The sequence below is a fragment of the Klebsiella sp. BDA134-6 genome, from assembly GCF_015601345.1.
GTDB lineage: Bacteria > Pseudomonadota > Gammaproteobacteria > Enterobacterales > Enterobacteriaceae > Klebsiella > Klebsiella grimontii.
Map to the genome: position 1 here is coordinate 2,113,399 of NZ_CP064784.1, position 21,906 is coordinate 2,135,304.

The following is a 21,906-nucleotide window of genomic DNA, read 5'->3' on the forward strand; positions in this document are numbered from 1 at the left end:
AAGTTTTATCGGGGGGAGCCGATGCTTTTGTTGGCGGACGATTTTGTCTGATACAATTTTATATGACCTTGCATCAAGCGAAATTGTGGCTGAATGATAAAATGGTCACTATTTGTCAATCAAAGACCACCGCGTTAAGCTAACAGAATGACTAAAAAAATGAACGTACCATCAGCACGTGGCCCGCTCGATCACAGCGTCCGGGAGCAAATCGTCAACGCCGCATTTGAGCATTTCGGGCATTACGGCTACGAAAAAACCACCGTAGCGGAATTGGCTAAATCTATCGGTTTTTCAAAGGCCTACATCTATAAGTTTTTCGATTCCAAACAGGCTATCGGCGAAGTGATCTGCGCTAACCGCCTGGAGACGATCATGACGGCGGTACTTGCAGCGGTGGCGGATGCGCCATCAGCCAGCGAAAAATTACGCCGCCTGTTTCGCGCGCTCACCGAAGCGGGAAGCGAACTGTTTTTCCACGATCGTAAGCTCTATGACATTGCCGCCGTCGCCTCCCGGGAGAAGTGGCCATCAACGGAAAGGTATGCGGAACGCCTGTTAAAGCTGATTGAAAGCATTGTTGTCGAAGGCAGGCAGGCCGGCGAGTTCGAGAGGAAAACCCCTCTTGACGAGGCAACCTATGCGATATACATGGTGATGTGCCCCTTCATTAACCCTGTTCAGCTGCAGTTTAACCTTGAAGCGGCGCCGACGGCAGCGGTCATTCTCTCCTCGTTGATTCTAAGAAGCCTGGCCCCCTGAATGATAACCGCTCTTTTTTTTGGTCACTGGTCTGAGTATGCGGGAGCTGATTAAGCGTTTCCCATGCTCAGGCTTTTTGCCGCTTGTCGTCTGTGCCGGGATTTGATGGCCCAGCTGAAGCATTTTTTACTGACCTTGCGATGCATATCTACTAAAGAAAAGCGTAAATCATCAGTAGCCAGAGTAGGGCGCCGACGATAATCATCATTTTCAGAAGGACATTGCTGGCCGGGAAAATATATACCGGCGGCAGGGCGGAGCGCCTGGCCTTAATGAGTAAATAAGGCGGCAATAATATACTCCATAGCACCAGTGAAATGCCGGCAAAGGCGAGAGCAGATAAAAATCCTTGTGGGGCGAAAATACAGGCCAGAGCAGGAGGGAAATAGGTCAGAAATATTGCCAGCGGGCGCGATCCCCGGCGGCTGATTTTATTCAGTATATCCTCAAGATAATCACTCAAGCCGATTGAGGCCGACATCAGTGAGGCTAAAACGGCAATACACCCAAAGGAGACCAGCGTCAGGCGGGTCGCCGAGGTGGTCTGGTGGATATTAAGGGCGGTAATGAAGGCCCCGATGTTCCCGCCCTGGTCGCTGACATGCTGGATCGCCTGAGGCGTGAGCGCGCCCATGGTCAGCGTCAGCCAGAAAGCGTAGACGATCAGTGAAACCGCAAAGCCGTAATAGAGAGAGCGGGTAACCGCGCGATGATTATCCAGTCTGTACATTCTGCTCAGGGAGGGCACGCTGCCATGAAAGCCAAAAGCGATAATACAGACCGGCACGATCGGCAGGTAATACCCGAGCGGCGTGCTGGCGGAGATGTCGAACAATCTGAGCGGCTTTACGCCACCCGCGGCACCGGCGAACAGCAGAAAAAACAGGGTGAACTTGGCGGCGATAAGGCCGGAGAGGATATAGCCGGGTAATCTGCCGCCTGCCCACAGGATCGCCGAGGTCGTCAGCGACAGCAGTATTATCGGCAGCCAGCTGCGGCCCCTGGCATCGGGCGGTAAGAGATCGCGCAATATTGACGCGGCGCCTGAGATGTACGCGTAGGTCAGTAGGTAGAGCACAAAGCAGAAGGCTACCCCGATGATAACGCTGGCGGCGGGGCCGAGCAGCGCGCTGGTGAAAGTATGAAAGCTGGCGCCGGGAGGAAATCGCATCGTGATGTCAACGAGGATTAGCCCCGTCATCAGCATCAATATGCCCGTTGCCGAGAGGATCAGCAGGCCTTTTAAAAACCATACGTGGACGAACGCGATCGGCAACGCGAACATGCCGCCGCCGATAATGGTCGCCACCATGAGAGACGTTCCGCGCAGAGGGAACCCTGTTCCTTTCATATGAATGAGTGTCCGTAAGCGGCCTGACGAAGCAGGCCGGCAGCAGCTATTTATTTCGTGGCTTCAGCCAGTGATTCTCTGAAGTTTCGATAGAAGTCGTCGATTTGCCCGCTCTCGTGGAGAGCTGATAAAGCGCAGCGCAAAATGGCGTGCCCTTCTTCAACGGTCGGATACATCGCCACGGTCGTCGCGAAGCCGCGATCGTGCAGCTTTTTGCACATCGTGATGGCGAGATCTTCGTTACCAATCAGGATCCCCCGAATCGGCATCGTGGTACCCCGGTTTACGATTTCGGTCTTGCCGAAAACTTCGTCAAAATAGCGAATGACATTCTGTAACTTCTCCTGGCGGGCAGCGACGGTGCCGTCCAGGTGGAGGTCGGCGGCGGCTACGCAGGCGGCAATCCCTGGCAATGACGGCGGTCCGCCAAAGGCGTAGGTTGTGCCATAGGTCTTAATAAAATTGATGGTTTCTGCGGCGTGACAGGCGATATATCCGCCGTGCGAGCCAAAAGCTTTAGACAGCGATCCGGCGATAATAATACGCTCGTCAAGCCGATGGCCTAGGCATGCCATCACATATCCCGAACCGTAGTCGCCGTAGATAGAGGTGCCATGCGCATCGTCTATATATGCGTAGCCGTCATACTGATGCGCCAGGCGGACAATCTGCGTGACCGGGGCGACTCCGCCCATGGAGCCTACGCTGTCTGATACCGATATCGGCGTCAGTCCCTGGCTGGCGGCATAGCGAAAGGCCTCTTCGATCCGCGGCGTATCCTGGAAATCAATTCTGACGACGTCCCCGAACTGCTGTAAAAGACCACGGTTGATTTGCAGCGTCGCGTGGGCGGTCTTCTCCATAATAAAATAGGGTTTTTTACTGAACGTAAAATGCGGCAGCGTCCCGGACGCCAGCAGCGGTAATACCGCGATATGGCAGGGCGTCACCGCGTTGAACGTCAGGGTATGAGCCCCATGCATGATTTGATTCAGTCGCGCTTCCAGCTGCGGGAATAGATCGACTTTTACCCGCGTTCTGGCGACGGAAACCTGCACGCCAAAACGCTCAATCGCGTCGATAACCGCTATTTTCAGCGCCGGATGAGTCTCCAGCCCAAGATAGGAGCATGAGACAAACTCCACCATTTTTCTGCCATCGTCGAGGGTAATGACCTTGCCATCCCTTTTGGCTACCACCAGTTCATTAATATGTTCAGAGAACACCCTGGTTTGATATTTTAGCGATCTATCTATTTTCCTTTTTTGCCAGTTTTCCATTGCGTTACCTTCATTGTCGTGACTACCAGAAGAGATAAAATTGCCAGCGTTAACGTGCTCGTGCCGAGGGTTCTGTCAAACCCCAGGCCGGTGTCTGTGAGTTTTACAGCGAAATAGCTGATGGCGCCGGCGCAGACTGTTTGAATAAAACCGGTGACCGATGCCGCAATACCGGTTTTAGTACCTTTGATTTGCAGTGCGATAAAGTTGGCGGTCGGGTAATAGGCGCCAAGGCTGAAATTAAAAATCATCGATCCAGCGATGCATAATATGAGTGAGTGGCTACCGATAATAAATGGGGTGACCGCCAGCGCATTGATGATAAACAAAATCCAGGGGTTATTTATGCGCTCAAATTTTGAGAACTGATTGCCAATAATAAAAAACAACACGGAAGCGGAAAACAGCAGCGAGTAGTGCATTGTGCTCAGCCCAAGCTGCTGCATAAAAATGGCCGGCGACAGCGAGATATAGCAAAACAGCGAACTCAGGATCAGCGAAACCAGCAGCGTTCCCTGGATAAATGCCGGCGTGATAAACCCGGAAGAAGAGGGCGCCGCAGCGCTATCGCGATGCCCAAGGCGGCGCGGAGACAGCAGGAGGGTAACGACGCTAAACAGGGCCATAACGAGGAATATATGGTTCCAGCTCAGATGGCCGAGGATTGCGGCGCCGGCCAGCGGCGCAATAAGCGGAACCACCGCGCTGGCGGAAGAAATATCGGAAAGGGCGCGCTTGAGCGTCAGGGGAGAAAACGTCTCTTTGGCGATGGCTTTAGACAGAACCGGTCCTGCCCCGGCGCCCACGGCCTGTAATGCTCTGCCGGCCAACAGCATTGATAAACTATCGGCCATAAAACAGAGGAGGCTCCCCGCCAGGAAAAGCAAAAAGCTGGCCGTCAGCACGCGTAATTTACCCAGCTTTTCGCCGATAAACCCTGATAATAATTGGCTACAGGCGTATATCACCAGAAAACCACTAATGGTTAACTGAATAGATGAATAATCGCTGTGGAACGCTTTTTGTAACAGAGGTAGCGCCGGCACGATCATATCTGTCGCCAGCGCGGAAACCGATGCGGCGAGAATAAGGTATAAGTATATCCTGAGCATGTTAAACTCTTCGGTTAATATTGATTAAAACGTGGCGTTATTATTTTTAATGCGGTGCTGTTTTTTTAGCGAGTGAACAAATAGCGATCCCGGTCAAAATTAGCAGCGTGCTCAGTAAGTGATAGAGGTGCGGCTGGGTGTGTAAAAACAGAATGCTTAATATGCCGCCAGATAGCGGAATAATATGGGTATAAATTTCCCCGCGAGTGGCGCCAATGGCCGCGATGCCTTTATTCCAGAATAAGTAGGCTAGCCATGAGGGGAAAATAACCAGGTACGCCAGTCCGGTCAGGAAAGCGATATCGTGGTACGAAGCGAATGAGGTCGCGGGATGCCGCCACAGCCAGAAAATCACCACCGGAAGCAGAATAAGGGCACCGAGAAGCGAACTGACGGCGACGAAAGCGTTGGCGGGGATACGACGATCTTTGTTACGTAACAGAGAGCAATATACCGCCCAGCTCAGCGCGGACCCCATTGCCCACAGATCGCCCTGGCTAAAGCCTTTTAGCCCCTCAGCGTTGGTCAGATTGCCGTGCAGAAGCAGCAGCAGGACGCCTGCGGTGCTAAAAAGTACCCCCCACCAGTTACGCGCCGACACCCGGTCGCGGAAAATCAACCGATTAATAATAAGCACCATGCAGGGGGTCGCAGACATGTAAATCGCTGCGTTCAGCGCCGAAGTCGACTGCAGGCCAATATAGAGAGTTAAGGGAAAACTTACCTGCCCGCACAGCGTTAAAATCAGCAGCGTTGGCGCATTTTGGCGGAACAGCAGGCGACTGTCGCGGATTTGCCGCTGATAGAGCAATACCAGCAGTATCGCGGTCAACGCCCATCTCGCTTCGGTCATCAGGATCGGGTCCGCGCCCTGAACGAGAATATGCCCTACGACATAATTCCCTCCCCAAAACAGGGCCGCCAGCGTGAGTAACAGGTAAGGCATGCTGATTCCTTGCATCGCTTCGAACTGTACTAAATGGTAACTTTATTTTTTTTAATATATCAATTAAATTTTATTATTATTTTGGTTTTTGATATTTTTTGTTTAAAAAACAAATAATTAAAAATTTGTTACGCATGTGCAAAAAATCTGATTGCAGCATATATATCTGTACGATAACGTATCTATACCATGCATTATACAGGGATAAATCGATGCGTAAGACAGAAAATGGTTTCACCGGGAATGAACAGCATTCCGCAATGGCCAGGCTCTCTCTGGATGACATGATTGACCAGCTTCTCCACAGCAACGCGCTTTCACTAAAACTTACGGCCAATCCGCTACTGGCCGACAGAGTCTGGTACCTGACCGAAAACACCTGCATCAAAGCTTTTACCGCCAACGATCCGCAGGCTAAAAAGCGTGCCCACGGCGCGCTGTTTAAACTGTACCAGGCATGGCTGGCGGAGCCGCTATCGGCAGCGGCAAAAAACCAGTTCCATCCCTTGCTCTGCGGGATTAGAAGCTACATCGAGTCAGAATGGCTACGGGTGGAAAAAAAACGGTTCGCATTCCCGATACCCGCGCTTAACGCCGGCAATATCGTTGAGGAACTTCGTGACCTCTGTCAGAAACACCCGGCCTCGCACCATCCTCTGTTTGATTTTCTCGCTGCTTCTGCTTCCGTTACGCAAATAGACTATTTCTTCAAAAGCGATAGCGCGCTGAATCTGCTGTTTTTCGATCTGGTGGCAATGGGGCTGGTCGGTTCTCTGCCTGAAACGCGCGCAGAGATTGCCCAGAATCTCTGGGATGAAATAGGCCAGGGCAGCCAGGAGATCACGCACGTTAATCTGTATAAGGATTTACTGAAGCGAAGGGATATTGCGTTGCCTGAAAACCATTTTGCCCATCTGTACGACTGGCAGGGGCTCGCTGGCTACAACGCGTTTATGTTGGGTGGCGTTAACCGTCAGCATTACTACAAATCGCTTGGCGTCATGGCGATGACGGAACTGTTGGATCCGCCGCAGTACCAGAAGCTGGTGGCAGGATGCCGCCGTATCGGGCTATCGGATCGCGACGTCCATTATTACTCAGAGCATATCGAGGTTGATATCGGCCATGCGGATGGATGGCTGAATAACGTTATCGTACCGATCGGCAATAAAAATCCGGCTGCGCTGGAAGAGGTCTACTCTGGCGCAGCGCTGCGTCTTCAGACTTGCTGCGATTATTACGATTGTCTGCTGGAGGCGTTACGCACGCTCGCTGACCGCGAATCAGAGGGTGCCGCCCTCTGAATAGATAAGCGCTTTCGCCGCGCTCCAGGCCGTTATTCCGGGAGGGATCTCCCGGCACTCCGATGACTCGGCCTGTTGGGCGGCAATCGCGCCATCAATCAGCATAAGCATCATCATCGCCACCCGTTCCGCAGGCTCTGGTTTTAATAGCCCGATGAGGATGTCGCGGAAAAACTGGTAGAGGCGCGATTTAAACTGTGAACATATCGTTCGGATAGCGGGAGACGAGGTCCCGTATTCAAACAGGGCGCGGGTGAACATGCAGCCGTGAAAATCCGCACAGGTGAACCAGTTATTGTAGTATTCAAAGACGGCAAATAGCTTCTCACGCCCCGTGGGCTTATCCGCGGTAATGTCCTGCAGCGCCTGCATAAACTCACACTCTTTCTGCTGTAAAATATCAAGAATGAGCGCCTCTTTATCCGGATAGTAGCGGTAGAACGTCATTTTGGAGATGCCCGCGTTCTCCGAAATTCGGTCAATACTCGGCGACTGATACCCCTCTTTGTTAAACAGGGACATAGAATGGCGGATAATTTCCGCTTGTTTTGGCTTCATACTGTTTCCCGTTGAAGGTAGTAATACAGAGGGCTCTGGTAGATAGCAGTCAGCAGTTGATATGTCGGGCGGGCATCGCAACGATGCAGACGCAATGTTATCCCGGTACCGATATCCATGCCCCAGCGGTGGGCGGCATGAGTGAACGCGTTAACCCATCAAAAACGTACGTCGATTCTTACATCCGGCCTCGAAAAAAGCAAAAATCCTCAGGCCATCTCAGTTGCGCATGAAACAGAAATACGCAGGCGTCGCCATTTCATGCCCTTATGCCCTTCACCTTGCGCTCGGGACGGATAAAGGGAGGCCGGGTAGAAGTTAGCATCCCCCCCGAACAGGGGGTGATGTTTTTGTGACACAAGTCATAAAATAACGCTCGGTTATTGTGATGTTACTTGCAGTCAATGGATTTGAATTTAAATCGACCCGCGCTATCTCTGCGGGTTTTTTTTCGTCCGGCGATTGTCGGTGGGCGGCGACTCCACCTGCTGTAAATAATCCTGATACCAGCCGCTGATGCATTGGGTCACGGGATTTTCGTTGAGGTCGAAGCGCCTGCCGTCGAGCCTGCTCACCGGGGTAATACCTGCCAGCGTTCCGGTGACAAAGCTTCGTCAGCAGTGAATGCTTAGACAAGGCTAAAGGATCTTTCCTGCACGCCGATGCCCTGCCGGCGCGCCAGCGACAAGATCGTGCGGTGGGTAATACCGTTAAAGCAGTACAGGCCGTGTGAGGTCCACAGTTTGCCCCGGCATACGAGAAAAAATTGGTGGAGTGGCAGCTGGCGACGAAACCATGAGGGTCCATCATCAGCGCTTCATCTGCACCGGCAATAGCGTCTGAATCTAGTGCAGGCGGCTGTGGGAATTAAGACGCAAATCGAAGAAATCCGGCGCGCTGGTACGATAGGTCGAGGTGAACAAGGCATGGCCTCGCCGTTTGGCCTGTTCATCAACAACCTTATATTCCGCTACGCAGACGATAGTAGCGCCACCGAGGATAAAGCGCGGGTCCTGATTTGGCGTGAGCTTTTTGCCGCGGGTGACCATGAGTCGCAGAGGGCGCCGTCCGTCATACCGTTGATCTTCAGCGTGTTGTACATCATATCGGTTAGCTCATCACGACTATGGCCGAGCCCCACTTTTACATCTGCGTGTGGGCAATGCGTATCTATGAATTTTTCCTGGCATATTTTTACCCTGATGAGAAAGTCATTTCTGAAAACAATGTATTACGCGAACACGATGACGGAGTTTGTTATCAGTGCATTATTGTTCTTCTGGTTTAACTCATGCCCGAACGTTATTTACTGATACCTAAGCTGTTTAGCTTAATCATGGCGTGTTGCACAGATTATTGATAACTCAATACGCTATCGTTCTAAGGTGGTTTATTCCTGTCGCCGAATTTAAAAACACCGAACGGGTGGGAGTCATGGCTTGCGGGGTTGTTAAAAGTATCACTTCTGACCGGCAGGCTCATCAAAGAGCGGCAATATTTGCCCGACGAGCGTCCCGGCCTGAGAATGATATCGCCGTGCCCCTTACGCAGCGTCTGGCGATAGAGTGCAGAAGATGAAAACGGCTTTAGCGGGTAAATTTCCCTATCCACGGGCTGCTTGTATCCTGTGACCAGAGTTGTAATAGCATCTCCCTGAACTTTTCCGCTGCAGGGCTAAGCGCCGTTTCTCTGCGCAGCACGAGACCGAGCGTGCGGCGAATAACCGGCTCAACGAGTGGACGGCTGACAAGAATGTGATGCTCATCGGTCGGCATGGCCAGACTGGGAACCACTGCCACGCCAAGCCCTGCTTCTACCATACCCAGCGATGTCGACAGATGCCTGACCTCATAGAACCAGTTGGGCTTCCAGTCCATATTCTCCAGCGCTTGATCGATCAGAGAGCGGTTACCGCTTGAGCGTCTAACGCCAATAAGCCTGAAGTTGGCCAGGTCTTCCCACAAGATCAGCGACTTCTGCGCCAGTTCGTGATCCCGTCGGCAGGCTAATACGAAAGGCTCATTGACCAGCGGCGAGAAATCAATATTGGGATGTGTGATGTTTATCATGTTTATGCCGAAATCTGCGTCACCGTTTAAGACAGCTTCAAGACAATCGCTGGCGCTGTGCTCGAGGATTCGGATACGGATATTGGGATAGTGGTTGTTATAGTCCCTGATGACGGAGGGGAGGAAATAGAACGCTGCGGTGGGGAGACAGGACAGGGTGACGACACCGCTTTGATGAGTGGCCATTTCTTTAATACTCAGGATTGAGCTTTCATAAAAATCTATTAAATTCTTTGCCTTAGGTAAAAACTCTCTGCCTACAGCCGTGAGTTTGATGTTTCTGGTTGTCCGTTCAAATAGCGTAGCTCCAAGCTGCTCTTCAAGTTTTTTGATCCGCCGCGTTAACGCCGGTTGGGATGTGTGAAGAAAATGTGATGCTCTTGTGAAGCATCCAATTTCTGCAATTTTAACAAACGCTTGTATACCTTGAAGATCGTGCAGCATAAGATTTCACTCCAGACTTTGTCGCGATGCAAACACACTAACCTAACCGCTATTTATACGCAAAACGTATTAATGGTTGGTTTTATTGGCATTAGCATTATGTATTCGTCTGTGGAATCCTGACATTGCTCTTATCAATGCGTGAAACGAGAAACATAATGTTAAAGATTCCTTGTGTACTGATGCGTGGCGGTACTTCGAAAGGCCCGGTGCTTCTGGCCAGTGATTTACCGACAAAAATTGAAGAACGCGATGCTGTGCTGCTGGGCTTAATGGGCGCGGGTCACGAACTTGAAATTGATGGTATTGGCGGCGGCAGCCCCCAAACCAGTAAAGTCGCTATTGTTAGCCCCTCGGACAGTCCGGATGCTGATGTTGACTATTTATTTGTCCAGGTGATGGTCAACGAGCGTCGCGTCGATACCACGCCCAACTGCGGTAACATGCTCTGTGCCGTAGGACCCTTTGCGATTGAAAAAGGCCTTGTTAAGGCGCAAAGTCCGGTGACGACAGTGCGAATTCGCAACCTGAATACCGGTACGCTGGTAGATGCGGAAGTACAAACGCCGAATTTTTATGTCAACTATGAAGGCGATACGCACATTGATGGCGTTCCGGGCTGCGCCGCGCCGATTGGCCTGACTTTCCTTAACTCCGCTGGATGCAAGACGGGAAAGCTGCTGCCAACCGGTAACGTCGTCGATGTGATTGATGATGTGGAAGTCACCTGCATCGATATGGCGATGCCGATGGTGCTGATTAGGGCAGAGCGGATGGGAAAAAGAGGAGACGAATCACCGGCCGACCTTGATGCTGACAGCGCCTTTATGACTAAGCTGGAAACGATTCGGCGTAAGGCGGGTGCGAAAATGGGGCTGGGCGATGTTGCCGATAAAGTGATCCCAAAACCGGTTCTGCTGAGTGAACCCGGCGCAGGCGGGACTATCAGAGTTCGTTATTTTATGCCTCATACCTGCCATAAATCTCTGGCTATCACGGGGTCTATCGGCATAGCAACGGCCACCATAATTGAAGGGTCGGTAGCCCATCACATTGTGGCCGATCAGCCCAGGACGCCGTATACCAATATAATTAATATTGAACATCCAAGCGGGAAAATTTCCGTATCTTTACTTAAAGAGGGAAATGACATTGAGAAAACACGTGCCGCAGTGATTAGAACCTCCCGTAAATTATTTGAAGGCACGGTTTGCGTCCCGGAATATGTTTTAGCGGAGGAGTTATAAATATTTTATATCATTAATGCGATGAAGTACTGATGTCCTCTAGCGTGTAGTTGCTACATAACTCTGTACCTAAAAAAATAATGTCGAGGATTTTATGGCTATAACCCATACGAAAGATAACCAGCTTAATTCTGCTCCCGTCAAGGTCAGTAATTATATTCGGATCATCCTGGCCCTGGCGCTATCCGGCCTTGCAGAATTAGCCTCACTTTTTTTTATTCAACCTCTGTTACCGGTTCTGGCCGTCGAATATGATGTGCCGGTTAGTCAGGTGAGTATCATTCTTTCTGCAGAAACGGCGCTTCTGGCGATAGGATTATTATTCACCGGGACGCTGTCCGATCATTACGGCAGAAAAAAATTAATTATCGTTTCGCTGCTACTTGGCGGACTGCTGACGATGCTCTGTCCTCTTGTCGAATCATGGGCGATGCTGGTGGCTCTGCGTGCGGTCATTGGTCTGGCGCTCAGCGGTATCGCTGCTGCCGCAACCGCCTATATCAGCGAGGAGGTCGCGCCGGTGGTGGCTGGGGTGGTCACTGGATACTTCGTCTTTGGTAACTCGATGGGAGGGATGTCCGGGCGTATTGTGGCCAGCCAGCTGATCGACCATATCTCAATAAACACCATTTTCTATGGTTTTGCGATCAGCCTGATTTTGGTTGCTTTGCTGGTTAACTTTTTGCTCCCGACGTCTCGGAACTTTAAGCCAACGCAAAACCTTAACGTTCTTCGTGTAGTGAAAGGCGCTGCATCTCACTTTAAAAATAAAAAACTGGCGTTAGCTTTTGTGATTAGCTTTATCATTTTTGGGGTATTTACCTCTCTCTATAACTACCTGGCTTTCTTCCTGAAAGGCGAACCGTTTCATATTTCTCCGGCGAATGCGGGCCTGCTCTCCTTTAGCTTTGCCTTGAGCTTTTTCACCGCCCCTCAGGCGGGACGCCTTTCCGCAAAATACGGCAGTATGAGAGTCCTGCGCGCGCTGTTTGTAATGATGGCGCTGGGAATGTTGCTGACTTTAACCTCTAACGTCGTCACCTTTATTATCGGCGCGGTTGTTTTTACCGGCTGTTTCTTTGGTTGTCACTCCATTGGCTTAAGTTGGGTAAGTAAAAATGCAACGCATGCACGAGGCCAGGCCGTCGCGCTGTATCTGTTCTTCTACTACATGGGCGGCTCAGTGATTGGTTTCGTGAACGGTTTTGTTTTCCACTCTATGGGCTGGCAGGGGATGACGGGATTCATTATTGCGCTACTGGCCGTGGGTGCGGTGGTTGCAACGTATTTGTCTTCCAGCGAAACAAAAGCCATGGTTCCGGTTGAGTCTTAAATTCTTTGTAGCGAAGTAAATTACTCACGTCATATCCAATGGCGTGAGCAAAGAAATTCAATGTTAGTAAGGTGTCATCATGAAATTAGCAAGCTATGTTCATCATGGTCGTAAGAGTTATGGAATTTTGACGGAGACAGGCATTATTGACCTGGGTGGCAAAATTGGTCATCAATATAGTACGCTGAAGGACTTGTTGCAGTGGGGCGCCATTGAGATTGCCGGGCAGTATGTTAATTATCCGGTCGATATTATGATGGCTGATATTACTTTTTTACCCGTTATTGAAAGCCCTGGGAAAATTATCTGCGTCGGTATGAATTATGCGGAAAAAAGAAAAGAGTTTTCTGAAACCAACGATGCACCGACCCTTTTCGTTCGTTTCCCTGACTCGCAAACCGGGCATGCAACGCCGATATTAAAACCCGCGCTATCTAATGAATTTGATTATGAAGGCGAACTGGCCGTTATTATTGGCAAACCGGGTATGAATATCGAGACCGACGCTGCCCTGAGCCATGTTGCCGGCTATAGCTGCTATATGGATGGATCGGTACGCGACTGGCAGCATGCCTGGTTTACCGCCGGGAAAAACTGGCGGCAGACCGGCGCATTTGGGCCCTGCCTGACAACCGTTGATGAAATACCCGATCCCCACCGCTTGTCTATTCAAACCTATTTGAATGGCATCATGGTTCAGAATGATTCGACGAGCAATATGATCCATAAAGTCGCCGATCTGATTAGCTATATCAGTACATTTACTGCTCTCAGCCCCGGCGATGTCATTATTACCGGCTCCCCAGGCGGCGTCGGTAAAAAAAGAACCCCCCCTCTCTTTATGCATCAAGGCGATCGGGTCGAGGTGGTTATTGAAAATATTGGTCATCTCATGAATACGATTATCGAATCAAAACCGCAGCACGAAATGCAGATGTCGTAGTCTCCGCAGGCTCGGGCAAGATTATTTTTTGACGCCCATTAAGGTATGGGCAGGAGAAACAAGATGTACACCGACCAAACGCTAGAATTCGAGAAAGTGGAAACTAGCAACGGTACCTTCAGAGAAGAAATCATTCTCTTTCTGAAGAACAATGGATTAGGTATCGACGGCGACATTGAGCAATTTGTTGTCGCACGCTGTCAGCGGCAGCTGGTTGCCTGCGCCGGGCTTGCGGGGAATACGTTAAAATGCATTGCGGTTGCCAGAGAATGGCGTGGCACAGCGTTAGGCCTGAAAATCATTCATGAAGCGGAGTTGCAGGCTATTCAGAACGGCGAACATCAGCTTTTTCTTCTGACGTGTCCGGATAATGTGCGGTCATTCCAGGGATGCGGATTTTATCCTTTGGTCACACTCGATAACAGAGCGACGCTGATGGAAAATTCGCCGGTTGGCATCCATCGCTACTGCCGTCAACTGCGGGGCCAGCATTTGGTGACCGCCGTAAATATCGGCGGGATTGTGATGAATGCAAATCCCTTTACGTTAGGGCACCAGTATCTGATTGAGCAGGCGGCGAAAGCGTGCGACTGGCTACATGTCTTTGTCGTTGAGGAAGATCTGTCCACGTTTTCTTTTCGGCAACGGTTTGCCATGGTTCAGGAGGGTTCACGGCACCTGCCAAATATTACTGTTCACCCTGGCTCAAAATACATTATTTCTCGAGGAACATTTCCCGGTTACTTTCTCAAAGAAAAACAAATCATTAATGAGGTGTATGCCGCAATAGATTTGCTTATGTTCCGCCGTTACATTGCTCCGGCTTTAAATATTAATCAGCGCTTTGTTGGCACTGAACCCTTTTGCAAGGTGACCGCGCAATATAATGATGCAATGCATCACTGGCTGGAGGATGAGATGACAATACCTGCCGCCAGTATCAAGGTGAATGAGATTCAGAGGATGACCGATATTAATAATCTTCCCATCTCCGCCTCTGCGGTCAGGAAATTATTAAATCACGAAGATATGCACACCGTTAAAAGTATGGTGCCAGCGACTACCATGCCTTATTTATATAAATGGTTATCAGCGAATCAATCAAAGCAGCCCGATTTGGATATGGTCGATGCTTAATAAATAATTGTTCAGGATATTTATATGAAAATATTACATGCGGCAATCGCCGGGACGCTCGAATCCAGCGACCTGGTTGTCAAAGTCAGCCCCTACGATGATGGGCTCGATATAACTATCAACAGTGAAGTGTACAAACAATTTGGTGAACAGATTACGGCAGTGGTCAATGAAACACTTTCCATATTAAACGTTACGCAGGGCCAGATTATTGTGGAGGATAAGGGCGCGCTGGACTGTGTTATCCGCGCCAGAATGCAGGCGGCGATTTTACGGGGAACGGCCAGCAACGAAATTGCGTGGGAAAAATTATGATGAAAAAATTACGTCGCAGCATGCTTTTTTTACCGGGTTCAAGCGCCGCTATGCTTTCAACCGCCTTTATTTATAAACCCGATTCAATCATGTTTGACCTGGAAGATGCGGTCTCGTTGAAAGAGAAAGACAGCGCGCGGCTGCTGGTGTTCCATGCGTTACAGCATCCTATGTATAAAGATATTGAAACCGTTGTCAGGATTAACCCGCTGAATACGCCGTTTGGCTTAAAAGACCTCGAAGCGGCGGTGCGCGCCGGCGTCGATGTTATCCGTTTACCCAAAACCGATACGCCGGAAGATATTTATCAGCTTGAGCGTGAAATTGTGCGTATTGAAGAGAGCTGCGGCCGTCCGGTGGGCTCTACGCAGCTCATGGCGGCGATTGAATCGGCGGTGGGCGTCATTAATGCCGTCGCTATCGCCAGGGCATCTCAACGCCTGATGGGAATTGCGCTGGCGGCGTTTGATTACGTCATGGATATGCAAACGGAACGCGGCGACGGTACCGAGCTGTTTTACGCGCGCTGCGCGGTATTACATGCGGCCCGTGGGGCAGGCATTGATGCGTTTGACGTGGTCTATGCCGATATTAATGACGAGGCCGGCTTTTTGAAAGAAGTGGATTTGATTAAGCGTATGGGCTTTAACGGTAAGTCGCTTATTAATCCGCGGCAGATTGAGATCTTACATAATGCCTATGCCCCCACTCAGGAAGAGGTTGATTACGCGGAGCGTGTTATTGCCGCGGCCGAAGAAGGGGAGCGTAGCGGACTTGGGGTGATTTCACTGAACGGCAAAATGATTGACGCGCCGATCATCAACCATGCCCGGGTGGTTATTGAACGCAAAAATGCCTCCGGCATCCGTCAATAATCTCCATTCAGTCACCAGCAACAGGATTTAACTATGAATCAATTAACAGAAGTCCTTCATAATATATCCGGCGCCCAGCACCAATATGAGGTATTTTCCGGCGCAAATACCCATACGCCCTATCTTGCGGATACCCGGCAAAAATATCAGCGCAAACTTTTCGACACGCTGGATGAGGTTTTATCGCGCTGCGATTTACGCGATGGGATGACCGTTTCATTTCATCACGCCTTCCGCGAGGGTGATAAAGTGATTAACTACGTTATGACCCGGCTGGCGGAAAAAGGCTTGCGAGGGTTAACGCTGGCGTCAAGTTCCCTGATGACCTGCAACACGCCGCTGATCGAGCATATTAAACAAGGCGTTATTAGCAAAATCTATACCTCCGGGATGCGCGGTGAATTAGCGGATGCGATTTCACACGGCCTGATGGAGGAGCCGGTACAGATCCACTCGCACGGCGGTAGGGTCAATCTGATTGAAAAGGGTGAAATTAATATTGATGTCGCGTTCCTCGCGGTCTCCTGCTGCGACGAATATGGCAATGCCAGCGGCAGCGGCGGCAAATCCCGATGCGGTTCGCTTGGCTACGCGATGGTCGATGCAAAATATGCCCGCAAAGTGGTTTTGCTGACGGAAAGCATCGAACCGTTCCCCTATATGCCGGCCAGCATTATTCAGGATCAGGTTGATTATATTGTCAAAATCGACAGCGTAGGCGACCCGGCGAAAATCAGCGTTGGCGCCGCGCGCGTGACCAGCAATCCGCGAGAGCTGATGATCGCGCGGTCTGCTGCGGACGTCATTGAGCATTCCGGTTATTTTCGCGATGGCTTTTCTCTGCAAACGGGATCGGGCGCGGCGTCCACCGCCTGTACGCGATTCCTGGAATCCCGCATGAGGAAGCACAATATCGTCGCCAGCTTTGCCTTAGGCGGCATTACCGGCAGCATTGTCGATCTGCATGAAAAGGGACTGATTACTAAGCTGCTGGATACACAAAGTTTTGATGGCGCGGCGGGGGAGTCGCTGGCGAAAAATCCGCACCACGTTGAAATCTCGACCAGCGTTTACGCCAACCCGGCGGCGAAAGCCGCCTGCTGCGACCGCGTGGATATCGTCATTTTAAGCGCGCTGGAAATTGATACGGATTTTAACGTCAACGTACTGACCGGCTCCGACGGCGTGATGCGCGGCGCGTCGGGCGGACATTGCGATGTCGCTGCGGCGGCAAATTTAACTATCGTGGTCGCGCCCCTGATCCGCAGCCGTATTCCCACCGTCGTCAGGCACGTCACAACCCGCGTAACGCCGGGAGAGAGCATTGACGTGCTGGTCACCGACCACGGCATTGCCGTGAATCCTGCCCGCCCGGAAGTCAAAGAGAGGCTGACGGCGGCCGGTTTGCCGGTTGTTGATATCGAGGCGCTTTATCAGACATCGCTGGTGATTTCTGGCGAACCGAAACCGATCGAGTTTACCTCGCGCATTGTCGGCGTCGTGCGTTATCGCGATGGCAGCGTCATTGACGTGGTAAGGCAGGTGAAAGAATGATCGACGAAACGACAAACGCTTCCTGCGCCTCTATCACCCTTGAGGAAGTCCTTAAAGCCAGAGAAGCGCGCGCGAGTGTACAACAGGCGTGGCTGAGCCGCTTTGAACAACCGATGGTATCCACCACGCTCGTCTGGCCCGGCGAGGTAAAAGATACGCCGCTTGCCCGGCAGGTTATGGCGCAGGCGACGCACGCGTTCAGCCAGCTGCTGCGGAAACATCGCTGGGACGTTTCCAGGCACGAGGTTAGTTTTCAGCCCACCGGGCCCGAAGCGTTCTGGTCCATAGCGGCGCCTGCCTGGATGATCAAGCACGTGACGGCGCATCTTGAAGATCATCATCCTCTCGGGCGTCTGTGGGATATCGATGTCTTTTGTCCCACATCCGGATTAATTAAGCGCAGCGCGATCCGACAGCCGATGCGCAGATGCTTCATTTGCAATGAGGCTGCCCACGTCTGTTCCCGTATGCGCCGCCATTCTCAGAATGAACTTGCGCAAGTGATTGAGGATTTAGCCTATGACTACTTTCGCGGTGAACGCTGAACGGGCTGAGCAACGGGAAAGCATTGCCTGGCTGGCTGCCGAGGCGATGTATCGGGAAGTGAGATTAACGCCAAAGCCCGGGCTGGTTGATGGCGAGAACAATGGCTCGCATCGTGATATGAACATCGCGCTGTTTATGGCCAGTATTCGCGCCGTCTCGCCCTGGTTCCCCCGCTTTTTTGCGCAGGGAGTGGCGACCGCGGATTTGCCTGCCCCGCAGACGCTATTAGCGATAAGGCCCACAGGACTGGCCTGCGAACAGGCGATGTTCAACGCCACGGGGGGAGTCAACACCCACAAAGGCGGCATTTTTTCCCTCGGCCTGCTGTGTGCCGCCGCAGGGCGCCTTGTTAAGCGCAACCAGATGCTTAGCCAGCGCAATTTGTGCCGGGAAACCAGTGCGATGTGCGCGGGCCTGGTTAGCCATGAACTGAAAAAAAATGGCCTCGCCAAAACCAAAGGCGAGCATATTTTTCAGCGCTTCGGGTTTAGCGGCGCGCGGGGTGAGGCGGAGAACGGTTTTTATACCGTCAGGCAGTTTGGGCTGCCCCAGTGGCAGAAAGCGCGGCGGGAGGGGCTACCTGAGCAGGATGCGCTGCTCAGAATGCTGCTGGCCCTGATGGCCTTCAACCCCGATACCAATGTGGTGTCCCGGGGCGGGCTAAGCGGCCTGCAGTATGTGCAGCGCTATGCAAAACGCATTCTGAAGATGGAACACCTGGCGGGTGAAAAGCTCAGAAAAGCGCTGAGACACATGGATAAGGCGTTGATTGATAGAAATCTCAGCCCTGGCGGCAGCGCGGATCTCCTTGCCGTTGGCTGGGTACTTTCCCATTACCCGGCCTGACGGGCGGTACTGAACGTGGAGAGGAAAGCTTAATGACTACCCAACGTCTGGAACAGCTGCGCGAAAAGTTGACGATTATTCTGGTGCCGGGCCTGCGAGACAGCGATGAACATCACTGGCAAAGCTATTGGAGTCGTCGTTTTCCGTATTGGAAGCGGATAAGCCAGCGGAACTGGCTGGAGCCGGATATTGATGCCTGGGTGTCCGCTATCCGTCGGGAGCTGGCTACCTGTCAGCTCCCGGCTGTGCTGGTCGGGCATAGCTTTGGGGCGCTCGCCGCATGTCGCCTGATTCAGACACAAAAGGTGAATATAGCGGGTATCGTCATGGTTGCGCCTGCGGAGCCATCGCTCTTCGAACTGGACGAGGCGGTACTTCCCGAGCGTCTGCGGACGTCCAGCCTCATGTTTGCCAGCCGAAACGATCCGTTAATGACCTTTAAGCGAGCGCAGTACTGGGCGGAATGCTGGGGAGGACGTTTAATCGATCTGGGTGACGCCGGGCATATTAATGCTGAGTCCGGATTCGGCGACTGGAATTATGGTCTGGAGCAGTTAGCAGAATTTTGTGAAGGGCTACCGCAATTTATTAAAACTTAATGTTACCAACCGAATATCGCGATTACATAAACAACCTTCAGATAAATAACTTCTGAAACGGAGAGCATATGTTAGAAGCTTATAATAAGCATGTCGATGAACGTGCTGGAAAAAATATTCCACCGAAGCCGTTAACCGCTGAGCAAACGCAAGAGTTAATTACATTACTGACCAGCAAGACCTGCGAAGATAAAAATGCCCTTGTTGAGCTGTTAGCGCATCGCGTGCCGCCGGGCGTCGATCCGGCGGCGAAAATTAAAGCCGATTTTCTTTATCAGCAGATTAAAGAAGAAAACCCTGCGAGTATTATTGCGCCTCAGCAGGCTATTGAACTGCTGGGCACCATGCAGGGCGGTTATAATGTTCAACCGCTCATCCACTTACTGGACGATCCCCGCTGGGCCAGCAGCGCCGCGGAACAATTAAGCGCTACGCTGCTTATTTTTGAAAAATTTAAGGATGTGGAAGAAAAGGCGAAACAAGGAAATACCTGGGCGCAAAAAGTGCTTCAGTCATGGGCCGACGCCGAATGGTTTTTACGTCGCCCGGCGCTGCCGGAGAAGATCACGCTGAAAGTATTTAAGGTGCCGGGGGAAACCAATACTGATGATTTGTCGCCTGCGCCCGAGGCGTGGTCACGTCCGGATATTCCTCTGCATGCGTTGTCCATGTTGTGTCATCCGCGCGACGGCGTCAGCCCGGATGAACCGGGAAGCCGTGGGCCGATACGGCAGCTAGAGCAGTTAAAAAAAGAGGGCTACCCGCTGGTCTACGTCGGAGATGTCGTTGGCACAGGCTCTTCCCGAAAATCGGCAACTAATTCTATTTTATGGCATCTTGGCAACGATATTTCATGGGTGCCGAATAAACGAAGCGGCGGCTTTGTTTTTGGCGGAAATATTGCGCCCATCTTTTTTAATACGCTGGAAGATTCCGGCGCGCTGCCGCTTGAAATGGATGTTTCCGCGCTATCAACGGGAATGCTGATTGATCTCTATCCGTATCGCGGAGAAATTTGCGAAGCCCACAGCCAGCAGCCTATCACCTCATTTTCCCTGAAAACGGACGTTCTGCTTGATGAAGTGCGCGCCGGCGGGCGCATTCCGCTAATTATTGGCCGGAGCCTGACGGCCAGAGCGCGGCAATCACTGAACCTTGCGCCCTCCGACGTTTTCCGCAGGCCGAAAGCGCCAGCATCCTCCGCCGCCGGCTTTACGCTGGCGCAGAAAATAGTGGGAAGAGCCTGCGGCGTTGCCGGGATCCGACCAGGACAGTACTGCGAGCCGCGAGTCACTACCGTCGGTTCGCAGGATACTACCGGAGGAATGACGCGCGATGAGCTTACCGATCTGGCCTGCCTGAGTTTTTCCGCTGATTTGGTTATGCAGTCTTTCTGCCATACTTCAGCCTATCCCAAGCCGGTTGATGTGAAGCTGCATGAAACGCTGCCTGAATTTATCAGCCGCCGGAACGGCGTGGCGCTGAAGCCGGGGGATGGCATTATCCACTCCTGGCTTAACCGTATGCTAATTCCTGATACCGTAGGGACCGGGGCGGATTCTCACACCCGTTTCCCGCTTGGCATCTCTTTCCCCGGTGGCTCCGGGCTGGTGGCCTTTGCTGCGGCAACGGGCATTATGCCGCTGGATATGCCGGAGTCCGTACTGGTCCGTTTTACGGGAGAGATGCAGCCGGGGATAACCCTGCGCGATCTGGTGCACGCCATTCCGCTCTATGCCAGAAAGCAGGGATTACTGACGGTGGAGAAAAAAAATAAGATCAATATCTTCTCCGGGCGTATCCTGGAAATCGAAGGACTCGGCATGCTGAAAGCGGAGCAGGCCTTTGAACTGGCTGACGCCTCGGCCGAACGCTCCGCAGCGGCATGCGTGCTGCGTCTGGAAGAAGAGAACGTGGCGGAATATCTGCGCTCCAATGCCACATTGCTACGCTGGATGATTAATCAGGGTTATGAAAATGCCGCCACGCTGGCGCGGCGAATTGCGGAAATTGAGGCGTGGCTGGCGAATCCGTCGCTGCTGGTGGCCGATGAGAACGCCGAATATGCCGCGGTGATTGAGATCGATCTTAGGGAAATTACCGAACCTATCGTCTGTGCGCCGAACGATCCGGATGACGCCCGGCTGCTGTCGGAAGTCGCGCGTACGCCGATAGATGAAGTCTTTATTGGCTCCTGCATGACGAATATTGGCCATTTCCGCGCCGCCGGTAAAATTATAGCCGACGCCCGCGAGATACCCGCACGGCTGTGGCTGGCTCCGCCGACGAAAATGGATGCGCGTCAGCTTGCCAGTGAAGGGTACTTTAATCAGTTCATAAAAACGGGCGCCAGAATCGAACCCGCCGGCTGTTCGCTGTGTATGGGGAACCAGGCGCGGGTACGTCAGGGCAGTTCCGTTGTTTCAACATCGACTCGTAACTTCCCGAATCGTCTTGGCACCGATGCGAACGTTTTTTTAGCGTCGGCGGAGCTGAGCGCCGTGGCGGCGATGATAGGGAAAATGCCGACCGTTGAACAATATTTCTGGCACATGGATAAAATCAAAGCAACAAGGGACGACATTTATCGTTACCTGAACTTCGATCGGCTGCCAGAGTATCAGTCAACGAATAATGAAAAAAATATTATTAAAACATTTGCTGGCTAATTCTTTACTGCATTAA

Annotated in this window: 19 protein-coding genes and 1 pseudogene; 13 read left to right on the forward strand and 7 right to left on the reverse strand. The window is 51.8% G+C overall.

What is annotated here, in order from left to right:
- Positions 1–147: 147 nt before the first annotated feature.
- Positions 148–762 (forward strand): TetR/AcrR family transcriptional regulator, encoded by a 615-nt coding sequence (locus IYV58_RS09590; RefSeq protein ID WP_004131104.1) that lies wholly within the window; start codon positions 148–150, stop codon positions 760–762.
- Positions 763–913: 151 nt separating this feature from the next.
- On the opposite strand, the gene IYV58_RS09595 is transcribed toward IYV58_RS09590, so the two are convergent.
- The 4 genes from IYV58_RS09595 to IYV58_RS09610 all read right to left on the reverse strand — a co-directional run bounded on the left by IYV58_RS09595 (position 914) and on the right by IYV58_RS09610 (position 5,451).
- Positions 914–2,074 carry an aromatic amino acid transport family protein gene (locus IYV58_RS09595; RefSeq protein ID WP_162626024.1) on the reverse strand — a complete coding sequence of 387 codons (1,161 nt, stop codon included), beginning with the start codon at positions 2,072–2,074 and terminating at the stop codon, positions 914–916.
- An 89-nt stretch (positions 2,075–2,163) separates the two neighbouring features.
- A complete protein-coding gene (locus tag IYV58_RS09600) occupies positions 2,164–3,393 on the reverse strand; it encodes an aminotransferase class I/II-fold pyridoxal phosphate-dependent enzyme (protein ID WP_195729543.1) in 1,230 nt (409 codons plus the stop codon).
- Positions 3,366–4,505 carry an MFS transporter gene (locus IYV58_RS09605; RefSeq protein WP_004131107.1) on the reverse strand — a complete coding sequence of 380 codons (1,140 nt, stop codon included), beginning with the start codon at positions 4,503–4,505 and terminating at the stop codon, positions 3,366–3,368. The genes IYV58_RS09600 and IYV58_RS09605 overlap by 28 nt, the downstream gene beginning before the upstream one ends.
- Before the next feature lie 46 nt (positions 4,506–4,551).
- Positions 4,552–5,451 carry a DMT family transporter gene (locus tag IYV58_RS09610; protein ID WP_004131109.1) on the reverse strand — a complete coding sequence of 300 codons (900 nt, stop codon included), beginning with the start codon at positions 5,449–5,451 and terminating at the stop codon, positions 4,552–4,554.
- 212 nt (positions 5,452–5,663) lie between these two features.
- Between IYV58_RS09610 and IYV58_RS09615 the strand changes: the two genes are divergently transcribed.
- Positions 5,664–6,755, forward strand: a complete 1,092-nt coding sequence (locus IYV58_RS09615) for an iron-containing redox enzyme family protein (protein WP_195729544.1) — start codon at positions 5,664–5,666, stop codon at positions 6,753–6,755.
- On the opposite strand, the gene IYV58_RS09620 is transcribed toward IYV58_RS09615, so the two are convergent.
- From IYV58_RS09620 to IYV58_RS09630, 3 genes and pseudogenes are all read right to left on the reverse strand, one after another.
- Positions 6,735–7,313 (reverse strand): TetR/AcrR family transcriptional regulator, encoded by a 579-nt coding sequence (locus IYV58_RS09620; RefSeq protein WP_004131113.1) that lies wholly within the window; start codon positions 7,311–7,313, stop codon positions 6,735–6,737. The genes IYV58_RS09615 and IYV58_RS09620 overlap by 21 nt on opposite strands.
- Positions 7,314–7,744: 431 nt before the next feature.
- A pseudogene (locus tag IYV58_RS09625) lies at positions 7,745–8,466 on the reverse strand (aminotransferase class IV); the annotation flags it as partial.
- Between the two features lie 433 nt (positions 8,467–8,899).
- On the reverse strand, positions 8,900–9,826 hold the full coding sequence (locus IYV58_RS09630; RefSeq protein WP_004131117.1) for a LysR family transcriptional regulator: 927 nt from the start codon (positions 9,824–9,826) through the stop codon (positions 8,900–8,902).
- Between the two features lie 158 nt (positions 9,827–9,984).
- Between IYV58_RS09630 and IYV58_RS09635 the strand changes: the two genes are divergently transcribed.
- The 11 genes from IYV58_RS09635 (at position 9,985) to acnB (ending at position 21,890) form a co-directional block, all read left to right on the forward strand.
- A complete protein-coding gene (locus IYV58_RS09635; RefSeq protein WP_004131120.1) occupies positions 9,985–11,073 on the forward strand; it encodes a 4-oxalomesaconate tautomerase in 1,089 nt (362 codons plus the stop codon).
- A 94-nt stretch (positions 11,074–11,167) separates the two neighbouring features.
- A complete protein-coding gene (locus tag IYV58_RS09640) occupies positions 11,168–12,406 on the forward strand; it encodes an MFS transporter (RefSeq protein WP_004131122.1) in 1,239 nt (412 codons plus the stop codon).
- A gap of 79 nt (positions 12,407–12,485) precedes the next feature.
- Positions 12,486–13,349, forward strand: a complete 864-nt coding sequence (locus IYV58_RS09645; RefSeq protein WP_004131124.1) for a fumarylacetoacetate hydrolase family protein — start codon at positions 12,486–12,488, stop codon at positions 13,347–13,349.
- A gap of 63 nt (positions 13,350–13,412) precedes the next feature.
- Positions 13,413–14,486, forward strand: coding sequence for a [citrate (pro-3S)-lyase] ligase (citC, locus tag IYV58_RS09650; RefSeq protein WP_049112758.1), 1,074 nt, complete (start codon positions 13,413–13,415; stop codon positions 14,484–14,486).
- Positions 14,487–14,510: 24 nt separating this feature from the next.
- The gene (citD, locus tag IYV58_RS09655; protein WP_004131130.1) at positions 14,511–14,801 is read left to right on the forward strand and encodes a citrate lyase acyl carrier protein; all 291 of its coding nucleotides are present in this window, start codon (positions 14,511–14,513) and stop codon (positions 14,799–14,801) included.
- Positions 14,801–15,676, forward strand: coding sequence for a citrate (pro-3S)-lyase subunit beta (gene citE / locus IYV58_RS09660; RefSeq protein ID WP_024359623.1), 876 nt, complete (start codon positions 14,801–14,803; stop codon positions 15,674–15,676). The genes citD and citE overlap by 1 nt, the downstream gene beginning before the upstream one ends.
- Positions 15,677–15,709: 33 nt before the next feature.
- The gene (gene citF, locus IYV58_RS09665; protein WP_087828854.1) at positions 15,710–17,230 is read left to right on the forward strand and encodes a citrate lyase subunit alpha; all 1,521 of its coding nucleotides are present in this window, start codon (positions 15,710–15,712) and stop codon (positions 17,228–17,230) included.
- The gene (gene citX, locus IYV58_RS09670) at positions 17,227–17,775 is read left to right on the forward strand and encodes a citrate lyase holo-[acyl-carrier protein] synthase (RefSeq protein WP_004131133.1); all 549 of its coding nucleotides are present in this window, start codon (positions 17,227–17,229) and stop codon (positions 17,773–17,775) included. Before citF ends, citX begins: the two co-directional genes overlap by 4 nt.
- The gene (citG, locus tag IYV58_RS09675) at positions 17,750–18,622 is read left to right on the forward strand and encodes a triphosphoribosyl-dephospho-CoA synthase CitG (RefSeq protein ID WP_004131135.1); all 873 of its coding nucleotides are present in this window, start codon (positions 17,750–17,752) and stop codon (positions 18,620–18,622) included. The genes citX and citG overlap by 26 nt, the downstream gene beginning before the upstream one ends.
- Before the next feature lie 32 nt (positions 18,623–18,654).
- Complete coding sequence (locus IYV58_RS09680) at positions 18,655–19,221, forward strand: RBBP9/YdeN family alpha/beta hydrolase (RefSeq protein ID WP_112165297.1); 567 nt, start codon at positions 18,655–18,657, stop codon at positions 19,219–19,221.
- 68 nt (positions 19,222–19,289) lie between these two features.
- Positions 19,290–21,890 (forward strand): bifunctional aconitate hydratase 2/2-methylisocitrate dehydratase, encoded by a 2,601-nt coding sequence (acnB, locus tag IYV58_RS09685; protein ID WP_112165296.1) that lies wholly within the window; start codon positions 19,290–19,292, stop codon positions 21,888–21,890.
- Positions 21,891–21,906: the final 16 nt, after the last annotated feature.